Raw genomic sequence first — 19440 nt, 5'->3', positions numbered from 1 at the left:
GGCGGGACCCCGGGCGCCGGGGTCGGGGCCCCGGGGAGGGACCCCGGGCGCCGGGTCGGGGACCCGGGGAGGGACCCCGGGCGCCGGGTCGGGGAACGATCAGGGGCGACCCTGATGCCCACTGTCGGCCGGACGTGTGACGATCGAGCCATGACCGCCGCCGTGCCCCCTACGACCCCCGAGCCGCCCCCGCGCAAGCTCTACCGCAGTGCCGAAGGCCGCCTCCTCGGCGGTGTGGCGCGGGGGCTCGCGGGGCATCTCGGGCTTCCGGTCCTGTGGGTGCGGATCGTCTTCGTCGCGTTGGTCATGGCGGAGGGGTTCGGCGCGCTCGTCTACGCGCTCTTCTGGTTCATCGTCCCGCTCGGCGTCGGCGGCGTGGAGACGATGACCACCCGCCCGCTGACCACCGTGGGCCCCGACGGCCGCCGCCGGATCCTGGCCCGCAGGCCGGAGCGGGGCCAGATCATCGCGCTGGTCGCCCTCTGCGTCGGCATGGGCGTCTTCATCCAGGGCTTCCACCTCGGCCGCGCCAACACCTACATCTGGCCGCTCCTCCTCATCGGCGCGGGCGTCGCCCTCTTCTGGCGCCAGGCGGACAACGCGCGCCGCGCCCAGTGGGTCGAGCTCAGCCGCAGCAAGCGGGTCCTGCCCCTGGCCCGTGGCGCCACGGGGGTCGTGCTGGTGGCGGCCGGGGTGTCCGGGATCGTCGTCCTGCAGGGTTCGGCCAAGCATCTGGGGGCCGTGCTGCAGGCGGCCCTGGCCGTTCTCGTCGGCATCGCGCTGCTGGTGGGCCCGTATGTGGTGCGGATGACGCAGGACCTCTCCGAGGAACGGCTGATGCGCATCCGCGCGCAGGAGCGGGCCGAGGTGGCGGCCCATGTCCATGACTCCGTGCTGCACACCCTCACCCTGATCCAGCGGAACGCGGAGGAGCCCCGCGAGGTGGCCCGGCTCGCCCGCGCCCAGGAGCGGGAGCTGCGCGCGTGGCTCTACCGGCCGGAGGGCACCGGCAAGGACGAGGCCGAGGAGCCGGACACCCTCGCGGAGGCGGTGAAGAAGACGGCGGCGGAGGTCGAGGACCACCACGGCGTCCCGATCGAGGTGGTGGTGGTCGGCGACTGCCCGCTGGACGAGAGACTGGGGGCGCAGCTACAGGCGGCGCGCGAGGCGATGGTCAACGCGGCCAAGTACGGTGGCGACGGCGGGGCCGTCCAGGTCTTCGCCGAGGTCGAGGGGGCCACGGTGTTCATCTCCGTGCGCGACCGCGGCCCCGGCTTCGACGTGGACGCGGTGCCGGAGGACCGGATGGGCGTACGCGAGTCGATCATCGGCCGGATGCAGCGGAACGGCGGCACGGCCCGGCTGAGATCAGCGCCGGACGGGGGCACGGAAGTGGAGCTGGAGATGGAGAGGGCGGCGACGACATGACCGACGCGAATGGCCTGCCGGCCGGTAACCGAGGCGGCGAGGGGGGCTCTGCCGCGCCAGGTGGCCTCCCGGCTTTCGGGGGCAGCTCGGCCTTCGGCGGATCTCGTGCCATGGGGGCCTCGGGTGGCGTGTCCATGGCGGGTGGCGCCGCCGCGGCGGGCGGTGTCCCCACGGGGGGCGGAGCTTTCGCGGCGGGTGGCGTTCCCGTGCCCGGCGCCGTTCCCGTGCCCGGTGCCGTTCCCGCGCCCGGTCCGGCCGGGGCCGGAGGCGCCGGGGCCGACGACGCCGCCGTGCCGCGCCGCGTGCGCGTCGTCCTCGTCGACGACCACCGGATGTTCCGTACCGGGGTGCAGGCCGAGATCGGGGAGACGGCCCGGACCGGCGTCGAGGTGGTCGGCGAGGCCGCCGACGTCGACCAGGCCGTGACCGTGATCACCGCGACCCGCCCCGAGGTCGTGCTGCTCGACGTCCACCTCCCCGGCGGGGGCGGCGTCGAGGTGCTGCGCCGCAGCGCCTCCCTGATGGCCGACCAGGAGCGCCCGGTGCGCTTCCTCGCGCTCTCCGTCTCGGACGCCGCCGAGGACGTCATCGGGGTCATCCGCGGCGGCGCCCGCGGCTATGTGACCAAGACCATCACCGGCACGGACCTCGTCGACGCGATCTTCCGGGTCTCCGAGGGCGACGCGGTCTTCTCGCCGCGCCTCGCCGGTTTCGTCCTCGACGCCTTCGCCTCCACCGACGCCCCGCCCGTGGACGAGGACCTGGACCGGCTCACCCAGCGCGAGCGCGAGGTGCTGCGCCTCATCGCGCGCGGTTACGCCTACAAGGAGATCGCCAAGCAGCTGTTCATCTCGGTGAAGACGGTCGAGAGCCATGTCTCGGCGGTGCTGCGCAAGCTCCAGCTCTCCAACCGCCATGAGCTGACCCGCTGGGCGACGGCCCGCCGCCTGGTCTGAGCGGGAAACGGAAGCGGACGGCGGCCGCTCAGCCCGGCACCTCCATGCGCTGCGTGCCGATCACCGACAGCAGCCGCAGGGCCTCCTCGGACGGTGAGCCGGGGTCGGCGGTGTAGATGACGACCCGCTGATCCCGGTCGGCGATGTCCAGCACATCGCAGTTGACGGAGACGGGCCCGACGAGCGGATGGCGGAACGTCTTGCACAGGGTGGGCCGGGCGCACACGTCATGGGAGTCCCACAGCCGGGCGAACTCCTCGCTCCCGGCGTGCAACTCCGCCACCAGCTCGGTCAGCTCGGGGTCGTCGGAGTAGCGGGCGGTCGCGGCGCGCAGATTCTCGGCCGTGGCCCGCGCGAACTCCCCCGCGTCCGTCACCCCGTACAGCCGCCGCTCGTCCTGGTGCGGGCCGAGGAACGCGCGGCGGGCCAGGTTGCGGTCCCGGCGCGAGAGGGCGGAGAAGTCCTCCATCAGCGCGGCGGCCAGGTCGTTCCACCCGATCACCTCGTACATCGCGGAGACCACGATCGCCGCCGCGTTCGGCAACCGCCGCAGCAGATCCACGATGCTCTGCCGCACCTCCCGCGGGGGCCCGGCCGCGGGGCCCGGCGGGGCGCCCGCGAGATGGTGGAGATGGGTGCGCTCGGCGTCCGACAGGCGCAGGGCCCGGGCCAGCCCGGTCAGCACCTCGCGGGACGGACGCGGGGCGCGGGCCTGCTCCAGCCGCGTGTAGTACTCGGTGGAGATGAACGCCAGCTGCGCCACCTCCTCGCGCCGCAGCCCCGGGGTGCGGCGCCGGGTCCCGGCGGGCAGCCCCACATCGGCGGGGGTGATCCGCTCGCGCCGGCTGCGCAGGAAGGCCGCCAGTTCTCGTCTGTCCACGCCTTCAGTGTGCGGCGCGGCGGTGGGCGCAACCAGGTACCGCCTGTGCCTGGCTGGGCTCCGGCGCCCCGCAGCAGGCTCGTCACCATGGACAACACACCGAACACCACCCTCGACCCCTCGACCCCCGCCGCGGCCGGCGGCCTGCTGGCCGGCAAGGTCGCCTTCATCACCGGCGCCGGGCGCGGCATCGGCGCCGCCGCGGCGCGCCTCTTCGCCCGGGAGGGCGCCCGGGTGCTGCTGGCGGCCCGTACGGAGGCAGAGCTGAAAGCCGTCACCGAGGAGGTCCGGGCGGCCGGTGGCACCGCGGACCACGTGGTGTGCGACCTGGCCGACGCGGCGAGCGTCCGCGCCGCGGTCGACCGGGCCGTGGAGCTGTACGGCCGGCTCGACGTGGCCTTCAACAACGGCGCGACGGGCCAGCAGCCGGGCCCGATGGACCAGTTGCCGGAGGCCGACTTCGACCACGTCTACGCGGTCAACCTCCGGGGCCCCTGGCTGGCCATGAACGCCGAGATCGCGGCCATCCGCGCCACCGCCGGAACGGGCGCCATCGTCAACAACACCAGCGTCGGCAGCCTCAGTGGCAACCCCGAACTCCCCGCGTACGGTGCCGCGAAGCGCGCCGTCAACAGCCTCACCGAGTCCGCCGCCATCACCTACGGCCCGGAGGGCATCCGCGTCAACGCCATCGCGCCCGGGGCCACGCTCACCGAGATGATCCGCGAATGGGAGGCCAAATCCCCCGGCGTCGTCGAGCGGATCACCACCCACGCCCCGCTGCGCCGCGCCGCCGACCCGGACGAGATCGCCCAGGCCGCGGCCTGGCTCCTCAGCGACCGGGCCTCGTATGTGACCGGCGTGGTCCTCCCCGTGGACGGCGGTGCCCGGGCCTGAGCCCGCCGGCACCGCCCGGCCGGGTGCGGCAGCCCGCCCGGGCCGCACCCGGATGGGCCTCATCCGATGCCGAACTCCGGCTCGACCCCCGTCAGGTCGCGGCTCGCCGACCACAGGCGGGCCGCGACCTGCGCATCCGCCAGATGACCGCGGACGGGCCGGAGCCGGGGGGTGCCGCGGAGGCCGAAGATCCTCGGGGCCCACAGCTGGCCGCCGGTGACGGACGGGTCGAGGACCGCCCGTACGGCTGGCCAGGCGGCCGCCTCCTTGCCCTGCACGAGGATTCCGGCGGGCAGCCCGCGCAGCCTTTCGCCGGTCGTGGGGGCGTGGAGGGGCGGGCGGGGCGGGGTGAGGGAGTCGAGCGCGCCACCGGGGTGGGTGACCACGCTCCGCACTGTGCTGCCGGCCGTCCTCAGACGGCGGTCGAGTTCGAATCCGAAGAGCATCTGGGCCAGTTTCGACCGTCCATAGGTGCGGTCCGGCCGGTAGTCCCGGGTGCTTGAGAGGTCGTCCAGGTCCAGCCGCTCGGAGGTGGCCGCGAAGCTGCCCGTGGTGACGACCCGGCACTCGGACGCGGCCGCCAGCAGCGGTGCCAGCCAGTGGGTCAGCGCGAAGTGCCCGAGGTGGTTGATCCCGAACATCGCCTCATGGCCGTCCCCGGTCTCACGGCGGTCCGGCTGGTCGAACTTCACCCCGGCGTTGTGGACGACCGCGTCCAGACGGTCCGAACGCAGCGCTTCCGCGGAGGCTTTGAGCGAGGCGAGGTCGGCGAGGTCCAGCCGGATATGGCGCACCCGGGCGTCGGGGACCCGGGAGCGGATCGAGGTCGCGGCGGTGTCCGCCTTGTCCGCGTCCCGACTGCCCAGGACGACGGTGGCTCCCGTACTGGCGAGCTGTTCGGCGACGAAGTACCCGATCCCCGCGTTGCCGCCGGTCACCAGAAAGGTCTTTCCGTCGGCACGCGGCAGCCGATGGACATCCCATGGCACGGACGGGGCTTCGGACGGGGCTTCGGAGGCGGCGGCGGAAGGCATACGGGGGGCTCCTGGCGTTCGTGAGGGGCGGCGGGCCGGTGACCGAATGTGGCTGTCGCGGCCACATGCCAGCCTTACGGCAGCGACCGACGCCCCACCGACAGAGCGCCGTCCAACGGCGGCACTCGTCGACAGGCCCCCGTCAGCCGCCACCCTCCCGCCGACAAGTCCGGCCTGGGATGGCTGCACCGGTGGGACGGCTGCACCGGTGGGACGGCTACGCCGGGCGGGCCGCTCCCGCGAAGGGCATGTCGGCGACGGAGGCCACCCGGACGGGGGCGCCCGGGCGCGGGGCGTGGATGATGCGGCCGTCGCCGATGTAGAGGCCCACATGGCTGACGCCGGAGTAGAAGAAGACCAGGTCGCCCGGGGCCAGTTGATCGCGTGTGACGCGGCGGCCGGCGTTGATCTGGGTGTAGGTGGTGCGGGGCAGGGCGACCCCGGCGGCGCGCCAGGCGGCCTGTGTGAGCCCTGAGCAGTCATAGCCGTGGGGGCCGGTGGCGCCCCAGACGTACGGCTTGCCGAGGGCCGCGTAGGCGTAGGAGACGGCGCGGGCGGCACGGCCCGTGATGGGGGAGCCGGTGCCGTCGGCATGGGCCTTGTCGCCGTCCCGCGCCGCCAGCAGGCGCTGCCGCTGCGCGAGGGTCAGCCGGTCGAGGAGGCGATCGGCGGCGGCGAGTCTTTGCTGGACGGTCCGCTTGTGGTGGGCGGCCGCCGTCTGGGAGGCGCGCAGAGCGGCGAGGCGGTCGGCCGCCTCGCCGCGGACCTGGCGTAATTTCCGCTCCTGACGGCCGACGGAGGCGATCAGTGCGGCCTGGCGGCTCCCCGCGCGCTCGGCGAGCGAGGCGCGCTGAAGGTACTGGCCGGGGGAGGAGGACAGGGCGAGCTGGAGGGCCGGGGCGATCGTCCCCGAGCGGTACTGGGCGGTGGCGAAGGCGCCGAGGGCGTTGCGTGCGGTGTTGAGCCGGGTGGTGCGGCGGGCGGCCTGGTCGCGCAGCGCGTCCAGCGCCTCACGGGCCTGGTCGGCCTTGTCCTTCGCGCCGTTGTACCGCTCGGTGGCCTCCTCGGCCTGCCGCTGGTACTCATCGACCTTCGCCTTCACCTGCGCGGGGGTGAGGCGGTTCTCGGCGACCCCGGTGCCGTCGAGGAGGGTGGCGGACGCGGCGCCGGTGAGGGCGAGGAGCGCGGCCGCGCGGGCGGTGCTGCTGGTGAGCGAGCGCTGCTTGGGCTTCCTGTGCGACGCCACTGCGGCGGTTCACCTGGTCTTTCTTGGGCATTCCAGGATATTCCGCTGATCCTGGACCCTCGTGGGGAGCGGACGGACAGGTGGCAGTCCGCCGTGAGGCGGGGACCCTCGGTTGACGGGAGGCGAACTGCCACCTGGAGGAGGAAGTTAGGCCGAAAACCGGGGGTCGTGCGGGGGGTTGAACGGGAGTGCACGGATTTCGTCGCTCCCGTGACGGCGGCTGATCGCCCGGCGAGTGGGGTGGTCGGGAGTGTGGGGCGGTCGTGACCGAAGTGTCGATAGGGGCCCACCCGAGTGCCGGGTGATGATATGCGCGCGGTTAGTCTCCGGAGTCATGGACGTACTCATTCACGTGTTCGTCGGCCTGCATATCGTCGGCATCGGCGCGCTGCTCGGCGGCTTCTTCTCACAGCTCAAGGCGATGGGCGCGGGCATGGCCCGGATGACCCCGGCGATGCTGCACGGCGCGCTGACCATGCTGGTGACCGGCGCGGCGCTGGTCGGGCTCAATCAGGCCGACGACAACGGCGTCAACAACATCAAGATCGGTGTGAAGCTGGCGCTGCTGATCGTGGTCCTCGGCCTGGTGTACGTGAAGCGCGACGAGGAGAAGGTAGAGTCTGCCGCCTTCGGCGCGGTGGGCGCCTTGACAACGGCAAACATTTTCATCGCCGTGCTGTGGACCTGACGAGCTGATCATCTGAGGTGATCGCCAGACAATTCCGACACCTTTTCGACGCGATCCTGAGGCAACCGTTTGCACTCGCGAGCTGTCTTGATAAAGAGCGAGGCAGTCGAGAGGAGTGGCCATGGGGGCAGTGGGGGCAGTCAGAAGCAGGCACGGTGGGCGTGGCCGGCGCGCGGGCCTCGTGCTGGGGCTGGCAGGGATGACGGTGCCGCTGGCGGTCGCCGTCGCCGGTCCGGCGCAGGCCCAGGCACGGCCGCTGGGCAGGTCGGCCGGATCGGTGACACCGGCGACCATGGCCGCGTCATCGTGTACGACCAGCGTGGGGCCGTACCAGAGGCAGGCCGAGCGGTTCCTGGGCCGCCCCGTGGACGGGCGGCAGTCGCGGGCGGACTGTCTCGCGATCCAGAAGTTCCAGGTCAACCACGGCATCAGCCCGACGATCGGCTACGCGGGCCCGATCACCTGGGGCGTGATGAGCCTGATCAACACCCAGAAGGCCGCCGGACACAACCCGAACGCGGCGAAGAAGTGCCCGACCGACAAGGGCCGCATCGCCTGCGTCGACCTCACCCGGCAGCTCAGCTGGATCCAGGACGGCTCGCGTCTGGTCTACGGACCGGTGCCGGTGCGGTCCGGGCGGAACGGCTTCGAGACCCGCACGGGGCTGAAGAAGATCTACTGGCGGAACATCGACCACTGGTCGACGCTCTACAAGGTCGCCATGCCCTACAGCCAGTTCTTCGACGGCGGTCAGGCGTTCCACTCGATCGCCGGGAGCGTATGGTCCCCGCCCGGCTCCCACGGCTGCGTCAATATGCGCACGGGCGAGGCCAAGAAGTACTGGAGCCTGCTGAAGAACGGCGACGACGTGTACGTCTACGGGCGCAAGCCCGGCACCTGAGCCGATGAGGTGACGGGTGCCGCTGCCCGGGGCCCCGGCCCCGGGCAGCGGCATACCAGGGGCCCGCAGGGCCCCCCGCGCCCTACGCGGGCCGCACGCTCCCGTAGATCGGCATCTCGGTGATCGGCGCCTTCTTCACCACATCGCCCGGCTTCGGCGCGTGGATCATCATCCCGTCGCCGATGTAGAGGCCGACATGGCTGATGTCGTCGTAGAAGAAGACCAGATCGCCCGGCTGGAGTTCGGACGTCGAGACGCGCGTACCGGCCTTCACCTGGTCCCAGGTGGTGCGCGGCAGCGAGATCCCGGCCGTCTTCCACGCCGCCTGCGTCAGCCCTGAGCAGTCGAAGGAGCTGGGGCCGGTCGCGCCCCAGACATACGGCTTGCCGAGCTGCGACTTCGCGAAGGCGATGGCCTGGGCCGCCTTGGAGCTGTTGGCCGGGGCCGAGGGCGTCGTCGAACCGGAGTCGCCGTCTGCGTTCTGCTGCTCCTGCTGCTTCTTGCGCGCGGCCTCCTGGCGCTGCTTCTCGGCGAGCGCGGCCGCCTTGCGGCGGGCCTCTTCCGCCTTCTTCTTCTCGATCGCCGCCAGTCGCGCCTTCTCCTCGGCGGTCAGATTCGCCAGCAGCCGCCGGGCCTCGGTCAGCTTGTCCTGGACGGTCTTCTTCTGGGTCTTCAGCTGCTTCTGCGACGCGGTCAGCGAGGCGAGGCTCTCGCTGGCCTTACCGCGCTCCTTGGCGGCGCTCGCCTGCTGCTTCTGGAAGTCGTCGACGGCCTGCTTCTGCCGACCGGTCAGCCGGTCGATCAGATGTGACTGGTCGAAGACGTCCTGCGGATCGTTGGAGAACAGCAGGGTCGCGGCGGAGCGGGCCATTCCGCCGTCCCGGTACTGGGCGGCGGCGTAGGCGCCGAGCGTGCGCCGCGCCTCGTTGAGCTTCTCGGTGCGCTCGGCGACGGAGTCCAGCAGCTTGTCGACCTTGCCCCGCTGCTGATCGGCCCGCTCCTTCGCGGCGTTGTAGCGCTGGGTGGCGCTCTCCGCCTGGTGGTAGAGGGTGTCGACCTTCTCCTTGACCTTCTCGATCGACGGGGCGGCCGGCTTGGGGTCGCCCGGCGCGGCGTTGGCCGTCTGGGAGAGGAGGGTGACGGATGCGAGAGCGGCCGTGGTGAACCCGACGGCCGTACGGCGGCCGTGACCGGTGAGCGGGGCCGGTATCCGGCTCCGCGGCTTGCGGTGCGACGCCAAGGGAGGCGACTCCTTCCGTGGACCGCCTACCGGGTTAGCTGTCGGGTTCGGGCGGTACGGAAGGTTGCCCTACGGCCGTGTCCGGGCGGCACCTGCGTGCCACGCCGTTCGGGCCGATTCACCCCGGTGTTGCGTTGTCGGGTCCCCGGCTCCGGGCGCCTTGTGGCGGTGCCGGACTCGGCGGAGGCAGCCCGTGCCGACGTGGTTCGCCGACGGATCTTCCGGGCCGCCTGACGCAGGACGGTAGCCAACACGTGGGGCTCCTGTGAAGACTGGTGGCCGTTTTGCCCGAAACCGTTTCGTGATGTTCGGGCATCGGCTGTCAGTGGGGCGGCCTAGACTCGGGGAGCGATGAGCAGCCTTTTTGACGACAGCTTCCTGGCGGACCTCGGGCCTCCTTCGAACGAGGAGCCACCGCCGCCGCCCGAGGATGCGGCGCACCCCGGCCCCGAGGGGGCCGAGGACGTGCCGCATCACCTCTTCAGCGGCGGCTTCGACGCGCCCGTGCCCCGGGAGGCCCACTACCGGGACGGCGCGGCGCGGCCCGTCGTGGACCCGTCCGCCCTGCTCGAGGGGCTGAACGAGCAGCAGAGAGCCGCCGTGGAGCACACCGGCTCGCCGCTGCTGATCGTCGCGGGCGCCGGCTCCGGCAAGACCCGGGTGCTCACCCACCGCATCGCCTATCTGCTCGGCGCCCGCGGGACGCACCCCGGCCAGATCCTCGCCATCACCTTCACCAACAAGGCGGCGGGCGAGATGAAGGAGCGGGTGGAGGAGCTGGTCGGCCCGCGGGCGAACGCCATGTGGGTCTCCACCTTCCACAGCGCCTGCGTCCGCATCCTGCGCCGCGAGTCCAAGAAGCTCGGATTCACCTCATCGTTCTCGATCTACGACGCCGCCGACTCCAAGCGGCTGATGTCGCTGGTCTGCCGGGACCTGGATCTCGACCCCAAGCGGTTCCCGCCGAAGTCCTTCAGCGCCAAGATCTCCAACCTGAAGAACGAGCTGATCGACGAGGAGACCTTCGCCGGACAGGCGACAGGGGGCACCTCCCGGACGGAGTCCGGGGGAGGCTTCGAGAAGACCCTGGCCGAGGCGTATGCGATGTACCAGGCGAGGCTGCGCGAGGCCAACGCACTGGACTTCGACGACATCATCATGACCACGGTCAATCTGCTCCAGGCGTTCCCGGATGTCGCCGAGCACTACCGCCGTCGCTTCCGGCACGTCCTGGTGGACGAGTACCAGGACACCAACCACGCGCAGTACACCCTCGTGCGCGAGCTGGTGGGCACGGACACCGAGGAGACCACGGCCGCCGAGCTGTGCGTGGTGGGCGACGCCGACCAGTCGATCTACGCCTTCCGGGGCGCCACGATCCGCAACATCCTCCAGTTCGAGGAGGACTACCCCACCGCGCGCACGATCCTCCTCGAGCAGAACTACCGCTCCACCCAGACCATCCTGAGCGCGGCCAACGCGGTCATCGAGCGCAATGAGAACCGCCGCCCGAAGAACCTGTGGACCGAGGCCGGCGCCGGGACCGAGATCACCGGCTATGTGGCCGACACCGAGCACGACGAGGCCCAGTTCGTCGCCGACGAGATCGACCGGCTGACCGACGCGGGCGACGCCAAGGCCGGTGACGTGGCGGTCTTCTACCGGACCAACGCCCAGTCCCGTGTCTTCGAAGAGATCTTCATCCGGGTCGGGCTGCCGTACAAGGTCGTCGGCGGCGTGCGCTTCTACGAGCGCAAGGAGGTCCGGGACGTCCTCGCGTATCTGCGGGTGCTGGCCAATCCCGAGGACTCCGTCCCGCTCCGCCGGATTCTGAACGTGCCCAAGCGCGGCATCGGGGAGCGGGCCGAGGCCATGATCGACGCGCTGGCGCTGCGCGAGAAGATCACCTTCCCGCAGGCGCTGCGCCGGGTCGACGACGCGTACGGCATGGCGGCCCGCTCGGCCAACGCCGTCAAGCGGTTCAACACGCTCATGGAGGAGCTGCACACCATCGTGGAGTCCGGGGCGGGCCCGGCGACCGTCCTGGAGGCGGTGCTGGAGCGCACCGGCTATCTGGCCGAGCTCCAGGCGTCCACCGACCCGCAGGACGAGACCCGGATCGAGAACCTGCAGGAGCTCGCGGCCGTGGCCCTGGAGTTCGAGCAGGACCGCGGCGAGGAGAACCCCGGCACCCTCGCGGACTTCCTGGAGCAGGTCGCGCTCGTCGCCGACTCCGACCAGATCCCCGACGAGGACACCGACGGCTCCGGCGTGATCACGCTGATGACGCTGCACACGGCGAAGGGCCTGGAGTTCCCGGTCGTCTTCCTCAGCGGCATGGAGGACGGCGTCTTCCCGCATATGCGGGCGCTCGGCCAGACCAAGGAGCTGGAGGAGGAGCGGCGGCTGGCCTATGTGGGCATCACCCGGGCCCGTGAGCGGCTCTATCTGACCCGCTCGACCATGCGCAGCGCCTGGGGCCAGCCCGCGTACAACCCGCCGTCCCGCTTCCTGGAGGAGATCCCGGACCAGTATGTGCGGTGGCGGCGCACCGGGCCCGCCACCCCCTCGGCGTCCATGGGCAGCGTCGCCTCGACCCCGCCGTCGGGGCTGTCGTCCGGTCTGTCGTCGTCGCGTTCGCGCACCGGGGGCAGCGGGTTCGCGACCCGGCGGGCCAAGGAGCGTCCGGTGGTCGCGCTGGCCATCGGCGACCGGGTCACCCATGACTCGTTCGGGCTCGGCACGGTGGTGGCGGTGAAGGGCAGCGGGGACAACGCGGAGGCGACGATCGACTTCGGCGAGGAGAAGCCGAAGCGGCTGCTGCTGCGGTACGCACCGGTGGAGAAGCTGTAGCCCGTGCGGCCGGCCGAAGCGCTGAGGCTGTAGCGCGCCGGTGGCGCGCTACAGCGGTCAGGATCCGGATCGGGGATGGGGCCGGGCCCGGAGCCGGTCAGGTCGGGTCGAGGCCCTTTCCGCGCATCCAGGGCAGCGGGTCGATGGCCGAGCCACCGCCGGGGTGGACCTCGAAGTGCAGATGCGGGCCGGTGGAGTTACCGGAGTTCCCGGAGTACGCGATGGTCTCCCCGGCCTTGACGGTGCCGGAGCGGATCTTGGCGCTGCTGAGGTGGCAGTACCAGGTCTCCGTGCCGTCCGGGCTGGTCAGGACGACCATGTTGCCGTAGGCGTCGTTCCACTGCGTCGTCACGGTGCCGTCGGTGGCGGCCATCACGGGCGTCCCGTAGCTCACCGGGAAGTCGATGCCGGTGTGCACGGACATCCAGTTGATACCGGCCTGGCCGAACATGGCGCTCAGACCGTGCTGCGCGACGGGCAGCGCGAACTTCGGGCGCAGCGCCTCCTTGCGCGCCGCCTCGGCGGCCTTGCGCTTCTTCTCGGCGGCCTGGCGCGCCTGGAGGTCGATCCGCTCCTGGGTGCGGCTGGCGCGGTCGCGGAAGTCGTCGGCGCCCTCCCGGACCCCGGCGAGCTGGGAGTCCAGCTTGCTGTTGGCCACGGAGGGCTTCACGGGGGCCGCCGCGGTGTCGGGGGCGGCCTGAGTGGTGGACTCGTCCTTCTTGTCGCTGCCCACGCCGCTGACCGAGGCGGCGGCCACGGCGGTGACGCCCAGGGCGCAGACGGAGGGGACGGCGACGGTAAGGAGCGCGGAGCGCTTGGGACGGGGCGAGGGGGTACGGCGGCGGCCGCGGCTCGCCTCCCGGCGGGGGGAGGGGGCGGATTCCCGCACGGCCGCCGCCTCGGGTTCAGGTTCCGCTTCGGGGGCCGGAGCGTCCGACTGGTCGGGCTCGTGGATCGGATCGAAGACGGCGGTGTGCTCGGATCCGCCAGTCTGCTCCGCGACGGCGGCCTGCTCGAACACGGCCGTCTCGTCGAACGCGGCGGTCTGCTCGAAGGCGTTGGCCTCGTAGGCGTTCGACTGCTCGAAGGCGCCGGTCTGGTCGAAGGAGTTGGGCTCGAACACGGCCGTCTGCTCGAAGCTGTTCGCCTCGTGCTCGGGCTGGTGCTGGTCGAACCCTTCCTGGCCGAGCCCGGGGTGGTGGTCCAGCCCCTGCTGGTCGAAGCCCGAGTGGTCGAGCCCCGGCTGGGTCAGCCCCGAGTGGTCGTAGTGCTGCCCCTCGTCCACGGTCCCGTAGGCGGTGGTGTCCCAGAATTGGGTCTGGCCGGTGTCCACGCCCGAGGTGTACGCCTCGGCCTCGTACCCCGCGCCCTGGTCCCACTGGCCCGGCATCTCGGTGTGGCCGGTGGCGCCCGTGTCCCAGGCGCCGATGTCCCACTGGGCGCCGGTTTCGGCGTCCTGCTGGGCGGGGATACCGGTCGGCAGGTGATAGCCGGTGGCTGCCCACCTCGCGGTGGTGTCGTAGGAGCCCGAGTCGTACTGAGTGGTGTCGTAGTGGGCCGTGTTGTAGTGGCCCGTCTCGTACGACTCGGTCTGCTGCTGGTCGACCGCGGCCCACTGCGAGGCGTCGTACTGACCGCTGTGGGCGCCCTGCGCGTCGTCGTAGGCGCCCGGGAGCGTGCCGAAGAGCGGGTCGCCGTCACCGTAGGCCGTGGCCAGGTGGGCGAAGCTGCCGGTGGAATAGCCGTCGTACCCGGCGTAGCCGTGCGCTGTGTCCTGTCGCTGACCGTGGGCCTCGTCGTACGGATACGAGGCGTCAGGAGCGGGGACGGTCGGAGGAACCCCCGACGGGTGACGGTCGTTCACCACCAACTTCTCTTTCGCCTCGGCTGCAGGAGAATTAGCGGCGACTGTACCCGGCGGTACGCGGCAGCGACAATCTTCCGTGACTTTTGACCAGCACGGCAAAGGGCATTTGGCCGTCTTTCGGCTGACTGTACGCAGTTCCTTGGCCGGGTGTTCGATTGGCGTTCGGCAATTTCGGGCCCGCTGAACTACCGCGAGGGGCTTTGTGCCGCCGTGTGGCGGTCCCGCGTCTCACGCCACCGAGACCGTGCCGGAGGCGTCCGCCGGCGCCTCGTCGGGAGCGTCCAGGGCCTCGCGGATCCGTACGGCTACTGAGGAATGCACCGCCAGGGCGAGATGTCCGATTCCGTTGACGCGGATGTTCTGCGAGATCACATCCGGATGGTCTATCCGGGCCGTCTCCGCCGGGATCATCAACTGATCCACATCGCTCCAGAAAGCGATGAATCGCGTATGGCAATCAGGGGCAGGCTGCCGCAACTCCGTTATCACCTCGGAGTCCGGGCACATCTGGCGCACGAGTGGATGTGCGGACAACAAGGGCGCGATACGGGTGCCGCTGTGCGGGGTGCCGAGCGTCACCAGGGTGTGGACGCGGGCATCCCCGCCCAGACGCTGGACGTAGTAACGGGCGATCAGACCACCCAGGCTGTGCCCGATGACGTCCACCTGACCATGGCCCGTGCGCGCGCAGACCTCCTCGACATGGCGGCCGAGCAGCGCGGCGGCGGTGCGCAGGTCGCACAGGAGCGGCGAGTAGTTGAGCGCCTCGATGTGCGGCCGGCCGTGGCGGCCGAGCGAGCGGCGCAGCGGTACGAAGACGGACCGGTTGTCGATGAAGCCGTGCAGAAGCAGGACGGGTCGGTGGGCCCGGCCGTCCGTGGGCGGGCGCGCCGCCGCGCCGGATGGTGGCGGAGCGGGCGGGCGCTCCTGGCGCAGTCCGGTCGGGTAGAGCAGCAGATGCCCGGCGAGCAGCCCCAGGTCGAGGGCGATGGCCCGGAGCTGCCGGATCTGTACGAGGCCCATGGCGGCCGACCTCCCGCGATGCGGCGCACAGGAGGCGGCTGGAGGCTCCCCCCGTGTGCCCTCATGGGCAGCCGGTCGCTTCGGCCGTGGTCCTGAGTCCTGGTCCTGAGTCCTGGTCAGGGCGTCGGTCAGGGCGTGAGCCACGGCGACTTCGGCCGTGCGGTGGCCCGATGTCCTCCGGCACCGCACGGGGAAGGGCGCTGTGACCGCATGACGCAGGACCGCCCGTCGCACCGCGGCGCCATGCGGCTCTCGACGGCGCTGCGCGGTGCGACGGTCCCCGCTGCGGCTCCCCTGGTGTGGCCGGCCCGAAGCGTATGCGGCATCCGCGCGGTGGATGCACGGCCTGCGCGGATGCGGATGCGGGTACGGGTGCGGCCTTCAGTGAACGTGTCCCACGTGTGATTTCCCCCTCGCGGCGCGCCGCGAAACTGCCGGGTAGGGGATGCTGGAGATAACGTTCGTTCACGTCGATGCGGGCGAGGGCTCGAAGGGCTCGAGGGCTTGGAGGCTGCGATGGGTGTGACCGGTCCGATCCGTGTGGTGGTGGCCAAGCCGGGGCTGGACGGCCATGACCGCGGGGCGAAGGTGATCGCGCGGGCGCTGCGCGACGCGGGCATGGAGGTCATCTACACCGGGCTCCACCAGACCCCCGAGCAGATCGTCGACACCGCGATCCAGGAGGACGCCGACGCGATCGGGCTCTCCATCCTGTCCGGTGCCCATATGACCCTGTTCGCCAAGGTGCTGGAGCTGCTGCGGGAGCGCGAGGCGGAGGACATCAAGGTCTTCGGCGGCGGGATCATCCCCGAGGCGGACATTCCCCCGCTCAAGCAGCAGGGCGTCGCGGAGATCTTCACCCCGGGCGCGACGACGACGGCCATCGTGGAGTGGGTACGCGAGAACGTCCGCCCGGTAGCCGCCTAGTTCGACCGGCGCCGCCCCACCCTCGGAGGCAGGAGCGGGTCCCGGGGCCCGGCTGGGGTCGCAGTACGACCGGTCCGGAGCCCGATGGGAGGCGCCGGAGCCCGACTGGATCCCTGGACGGCGCCGGATCCCGGAGCACCTTCGGCCATGGCGCGCACGTGGGCCACGGAGCATTACCGGCTCGGGCACGGCAGGGCCCCGCGCACGACCGGAGGTCAGGGCATCCGCGGGCCCCCGGGCTCGCTTCGCGGGTTACCCCGGTTCGAGCTCGGCTTGCATGGCCGCCCTCAGCCGGAGCGTGCCCACCAGCCGCTGGAACGCCTCCGCCCAATAGCCCCCTGCCCCCGGCGCCGCCCCCTCCGACTCGTCCGGTATCGCCGTCAGCACCTCGAGCCGATCCGCCTGCGTCGGGTCCAGACAGCGCTCGGCCAGGCCCATGACCCCGCTGAAGCTCCACGGGTAGCTGCCCGCGTCCCGTGCGATGTCCAGCGCGTCGACGACGGCCCGGCCCAGCGACCCGGCCCAGGGCACCGTGCACACCCCGAGCAGCCGGAAGGCATCGGACAGGCCGTGGGACGCGATGAACTCGGCCACCCACTCCGCCCGCTCCTGGGCGGGCAGCGCGGACAGCAGCTTCGCCGGGTCCCGCCAGGCGGCGGGCGCCGCCTCCCCGGCGGTGACCGGCGCCACCGCCGGGGTGCCGAGCAGCGCCCGGGACCACTCCGCACTGCGCTGCCGCACCGCGGCCCGGCACCAGGCCGCGTGCAGATCCGCCTGCCAGCCGTCCGCCACGGGCAGTGCCACGATCTCGGCGGCACCGCGTCCGCCGAACCACGCGCTCCAGCGGTCCAGCGGGGTCGCCTCCACCAACTGGCCCAGCCACCACGACCGTTCCCCCCGGCCGGAGGGTGGCTTGGGCACGATGCCGTCGCGCTGCATTCCGCTGTCGCACTCGTCGGGCGGCCGGACGGTTATCCATTCGGCGGCGGTCACCTTGTCGGTGGCCGGCTCGCCGGTGGCAAGCTCACCGGTCAGCTCACCGCCGGTCAGTTCACCGCCGATCACCTCGTCGCTGGTCAGCGAGACGCAGCCCCGCGACCGCTCGGCCATGCGCGCGGCGAGCGCGGAGCCGGGGAGCGCGGAGAGCAACTCGGCGGCGGTCGCCCGGACGTTCCGGCTGCGGTCGGACAGCGCCTGTTCGAGGAATGGCTCATCGGACGGCGAGAGGTCGTCGCGCAGCGAGTCCAGGAACATCAGCCGGTCCTCTGCCCGCTCGGTCGACCAGGTGCCGCTGAGCAGGGCCAGCCCCGCCGCCGGGTCGCGGTGGCGCGCCGCCGCCAGCATCGACACCCGCTCGGCGAACAACCCTTCCTCCCACAGCCGCTGTTCATCCTCCGGGCCGGGGGCCGTCCCCGACACCTCCGGGAGCGCTGTGGGAGCCCGGCCCGCCGTGCCCCGCAGCGCGAACTTCCAGTCCGGGTTGAGCCGGGCCAGCCACAGCGCGCGCGGTCCGCCGAGCGTCAGTGCCTCGGGCCGCAGATCGGTGCGGGCACGGGCCGCGTCGAGAAGCGCCGGGAGCAGCGCGTCGGGCACGCGATAGCCGTGGTGATTGGCCAGGGCGAGCCACTGCGGCAGCAGCTCGGCGAGATCGGGCGCGGAGCGCGGTCCGCCGCGCCCCGGCGCCGAGCGGTCGGCGAGCAGCATCGCCAGCCTGCTGCGGGCGGCCGTGGGCAGCGCCGGACGCGGATCCTCGGGCGCCCGGCCGGGCCCCGGCCGGGCGGGCGCGGGCCGCAGCCCGGCCCGCCGCCGTACGGTGCTGAGCGCGGCGGCGTCCAGCAGGGCGGACGGCACGTCCTGCCCGGGGCGCGGCGCGACGGGCGAGGTGCGCCGCTCGGTGCCGAGCAGCGCGGCCGCGACGAGGTCGTCCCAGGACGCGGCGGGGGTCGTAGTGGTCAACGGATGCCTCCCTGCGCTGCCGTGTCGAGGAGCGAGACGGGGATCGGGTCCCAGGCCGTGAGGGGCGAGAAGCCGCGATGGCCGCACTCGCCGAAGACGGTGACCGGGCCACCGCCGGATATGGCCATCAGCTGCCATAGATCGGTGCGCCCCGCGCAGCGCGGATCGACGGGCAGCGCCGAGCCGCTCCGCTCATCCGCCAGCTGCCATCCGCCGTCCCCCGGGACCGGCACCACATGGGCGAGCACGACCGGCCAGCCGTCCAGCCACGGATCCTCCCCGAGCGCCGCCCCATAGGCCGCGAGCGCGGTGTCGACATCGCACCCCTCGGGGGCCGAAGGCGCCGAGGAAGACGAGGCGTGCGGCAACTCCTCGTGCCGGGTGCCGATCGCGGCGCGCAGGGGCCGGGCCGCCGGGTAATACGTGAGGTCGGCGTCGAGGACCAGGCCGGTGGGCAGGGCGAGCTCCGGGGACTGGCCGGGGGCGCTGAAGGAGAGCAGCAGCGCCATGCGGTGTGTGCGCTCGCCCCGCAGCCAGATCCTGCGGGTGGTCAGCCTGCCGTCCGTGCCGTCCTGGCGGCCCAGCACCAGCCAGCGGTCCCGGATCGGCTCCCCGGTCGCCAGCAGCTCGGACACCGGCGTCGTGAGGCCCACGCGGGTGCGCGTCGTGGCGGCCAGCTTCTCCGGGAGGCGGTCCAGGTGGAGGAAGCCCTGGTTGAGGAGGTGGGCCAGCGCGCACTCCTCCAGCAGCCGGGCGGGCCACCCGGGACCGGACGACGGAATCGCGGCCAGCTCCCGCACTCGCGCCTCGAGCCCCGGAGCCTGGGCGTCGACCATCCGCGCGGCCGTCTCGTCCCACGCCCCGTACCCGGCGCGGTCGGCGGAGGCCAGACCGTCGCGGAGCAGATCGGCGAGCCGCCGCTCCAACTCCGTGGCGCCCGCGGCGATGCGCTGGGCCCGCCGCTCGGCGCGGCGGCGGGCCGCCTCCGGATCGGCCGTGCCTCCGCTCTCCCCTTTCTCCCCTCTCCCCGCGCCGTCCCCCGTCCCGCCGCCGCGGCCCGGGCCCCCATCCCGGGCCGAGGCGGCGAGCTTCTCGGCCCGCTCCCGCCGGTCGCCGAGCCACTGCTCGGCCCACTCCGGCGGCGCCCCGCCCCCGGGCACGCCCCCCTCGCCGGACGCCCACAGCAGCAGCAGGCCCAGCGCGTGCTTGCACGGGAACTTCCGGCTCGGGCAACTGCACCGATATCCGGGCCCGTTCAGATCGACGACCGTTTGGTACGGCTTGCTGCCGCTGCCCGAGCACAGCCCCCACACCGCCTGGCCGTGCGCGCCCGCGCCCGACCATTGGCCGGCCGCGGCGAGCCTGCCGCCCGCCGTGCGTGACGTGGCGTCAGGAGCCAGGGCCAGCACCTGTTCCGCCGTCCAGCGTTCCCCCTGCGGATTCATGTCTGCGACGGTACGGGCACCCACTGACAATCGCCCTGACCTGGGCGTTAGTTGACCGGTACCCAGTTGTCAGTGGGGTGGTGCAGGGTGGTTCACACG

15 protein-coding genes and 1 riboswitch are annotated in these 19440 nt (G+C 72.4%); of the genes, 7 read left to right on the top strand and 8 right to left on the bottom strand.

Translation table 11 applies throughout. The features are described 5' to 3' along the window. Positions 1-150: 150 nt before the first annotated feature. Positions 151-1428 (top strand): ATP-binding protein, encoded by a 1278-nt coding sequence (locus AS97_RS20795; protein ID WP_059143592.1) that lies wholly within the window; start codon positions 151-153, stop codon positions 1426-1428. A gap of 110 nt (positions 1429-1538) precedes the next feature. After that, complete coding sequence (locus AS97_RS20790; RefSeq protein WP_210565431.1) at positions 1539-2384, top strand: response regulator transcription factor; 846 nt, start codon at positions 1539-1541, stop codon at positions 2382-2384. Positions 2385-2412: 28 nt separating this feature from the next. On the opposite strand, the gene AS97_RS20785 is transcribed toward AS97_RS20790, so the two are convergent. After that, the gene (locus AS97_RS20785) at positions 2413-3264 is read right to left on the bottom strand and encodes a helix-turn-helix transcriptional regulator (protein WP_059143590.1); all 852 of its coding nucleotides are present in this window, start codon (positions 3262-3264) and stop codon (positions 2413-2415) included. Positions 3265-3351: 87 nt separating this feature from the next. Here AS97_RS20785 and AS97_RS20780 point away from each other — a divergent pair, with 87 nt between their 5' ends. Further along, positions 3352-4161, top strand: coding sequence for a glucose 1-dehydrogenase (locus AS97_RS20780; RefSeq protein ID WP_125761892.1), 810 nt, complete (start codon positions 3352-3354; stop codon positions 4159-4161). A gap of 59 nt (positions 4162-4220) precedes the next feature. Here AS97_RS20780 and AS97_RS20775 read toward each other — a convergent pair whose 3' ends face one another. Both AS97_RS20775 and AS97_RS20770 read right to left on the bottom strand, forming a co-directional pair. After that, on the bottom strand, positions 4221-5195 hold the full coding sequence (locus AS97_RS20775) for an SDR family NAD(P)-dependent oxidoreductase (RefSeq protein ID WP_210565430.1): 975 nt from the start codon (positions 5193-5195) through the stop codon (positions 4221-4223). A gap of 217 nt (positions 5196-5412) precedes the next feature. Beyond that, positions 5413-6441: a C40 family peptidase gene (locus AS97_RS20770; protein ID WP_210565429.1), complete on the bottom strand. Its 1029-nt coding sequence runs from the start codon at positions 6439-6441 to the stop codon at positions 5413-5415. Between the two features lie 334 nt (positions 6442-6775). Between AS97_RS20770 and AS97_RS20765 the strand changes: the two genes are divergently transcribed. Next, a complete protein-coding gene (locus AS97_RS20765) occupies positions 6776-7129 on the top strand; it encodes a hypothetical protein (protein ID WP_059143586.1) in 354 nt (117 codons plus the stop codon). Between the two features lie 199 nt (positions 7130-7328). After that, positions 7329-8030, top strand: a complete 702-nt coding sequence (locus AS97_RS20760) for a L,D-transpeptidase (protein ID WP_236669922.1) — start codon at positions 7329-7331, stop codon at positions 8028-8030. Between the two features lie 82 nt (positions 8031-8112). Here the strand turns inward: AS97_RS20760 and AS97_RS20755 are convergent, their stop codons facing one another. Then, positions 8113-9270, bottom strand: coding sequence for a C40 family peptidase (locus AS97_RS20755; RefSeq protein WP_125761201.1), 1158 nt, complete (start codon positions 9268-9270; stop codon positions 8113-8115). A gap of 7 nt (positions 9271-9277) precedes the next feature. Further along, positions 9278-9463: riboswitch (cyclic di-AMP (ydaO/yuaA leader) on the bottom strand. 158 nt (positions 9464-9621) lie between these two features. Here AS97_RS20755 and pcrA point away from each other — a divergent pair. Further along, a complete protein-coding gene (gene pcrA, locus AS97_RS20750) occupies positions 9622-12123 on the top strand; it encodes a DNA helicase PcrA (protein WP_059143583.1) in 2502 nt (833 codons plus the stop codon). Positions 12124-12220: 97 nt separating this feature from the next. Here the strand turns inward: pcrA and AS97_RS20745 are convergent, their stop codons facing one another. Both AS97_RS20745 and AS97_RS20740 read right to left on the bottom strand, forming a co-directional pair. After that, positions 12221-13987, bottom strand: a complete 1767-nt coding sequence (locus tag AS97_RS20745) for a M23 family metallopeptidase (protein ID WP_210565428.1) — start codon at positions 13985-13987, stop codon at positions 12221-12223. A 231-nt stretch (positions 13988-14218) separates the two neighbouring features. Beyond that, the gene (locus AS97_RS20740; protein WP_210565427.1) at positions 14219-15013 is read right to left on the bottom strand and encodes an alpha/beta fold hydrolase; all 795 of its coding nucleotides are present in this window, start codon (positions 15011-15013) and stop codon (positions 14219-14221) included. Between the two features lie 516 nt (positions 15014-15529). On the opposite strand from AS97_RS20740, the gene AS97_RS20735 reads away from it, so the two are divergent. Then, the gene (locus AS97_RS20735) at positions 15530-15940 is read left to right on the top strand and encodes a cobalamin B12-binding domain-containing protein (RefSeq protein ID WP_093462587.1); all 411 of its coding nucleotides are present in this window, start codon (positions 15530-15532) and stop codon (positions 15938-15940) included. 252 nt (positions 15941-16192) lie between these two features. Here AS97_RS20735 and AS97_RS20730 read toward each other — a convergent pair whose 3' ends face one another. Together AS97_RS20730 and AS97_RS20725 are read right to left on the bottom strand one after the other, a co-directional pair. Then, positions 16193-17896, bottom strand: coding sequence for a DUF5691 domain-containing protein (locus tag AS97_RS20730; RefSeq protein ID WP_210565426.1), 1704 nt, complete (start codon positions 17894-17896; stop codon positions 16193-16195). Next, positions 17893-19341 carry an SWIM zinc finger family protein gene (locus AS97_RS20725; protein WP_210565425.1) on the bottom strand — a complete coding sequence of 483 codons (1449 nt, stop codon included), beginning with the start codon at positions 19339-19341 and terminating at the stop codon, positions 17893-17895. The genes AS97_RS20730 and AS97_RS20725 overlap by 4 nt, the downstream gene beginning before the upstream one ends. Positions 19342-19440: the final 99 nt, after the last annotated feature.

Source organism: Streptomyces sp. AgN23, from assembly GCF_001598115.1.
GTDB classification, from domain to species: Bacteria; Actinomycetota; Actinomycetes; order Streptomycetales; family Streptomycetaceae; genus Streptomyces; species Streptomyces antimycoticus.
The sequence above is the reverse complement of the archived record's forward strand: the minus strand, read 5'-3'. Positions and strand labels throughout refer to the sequence as shown.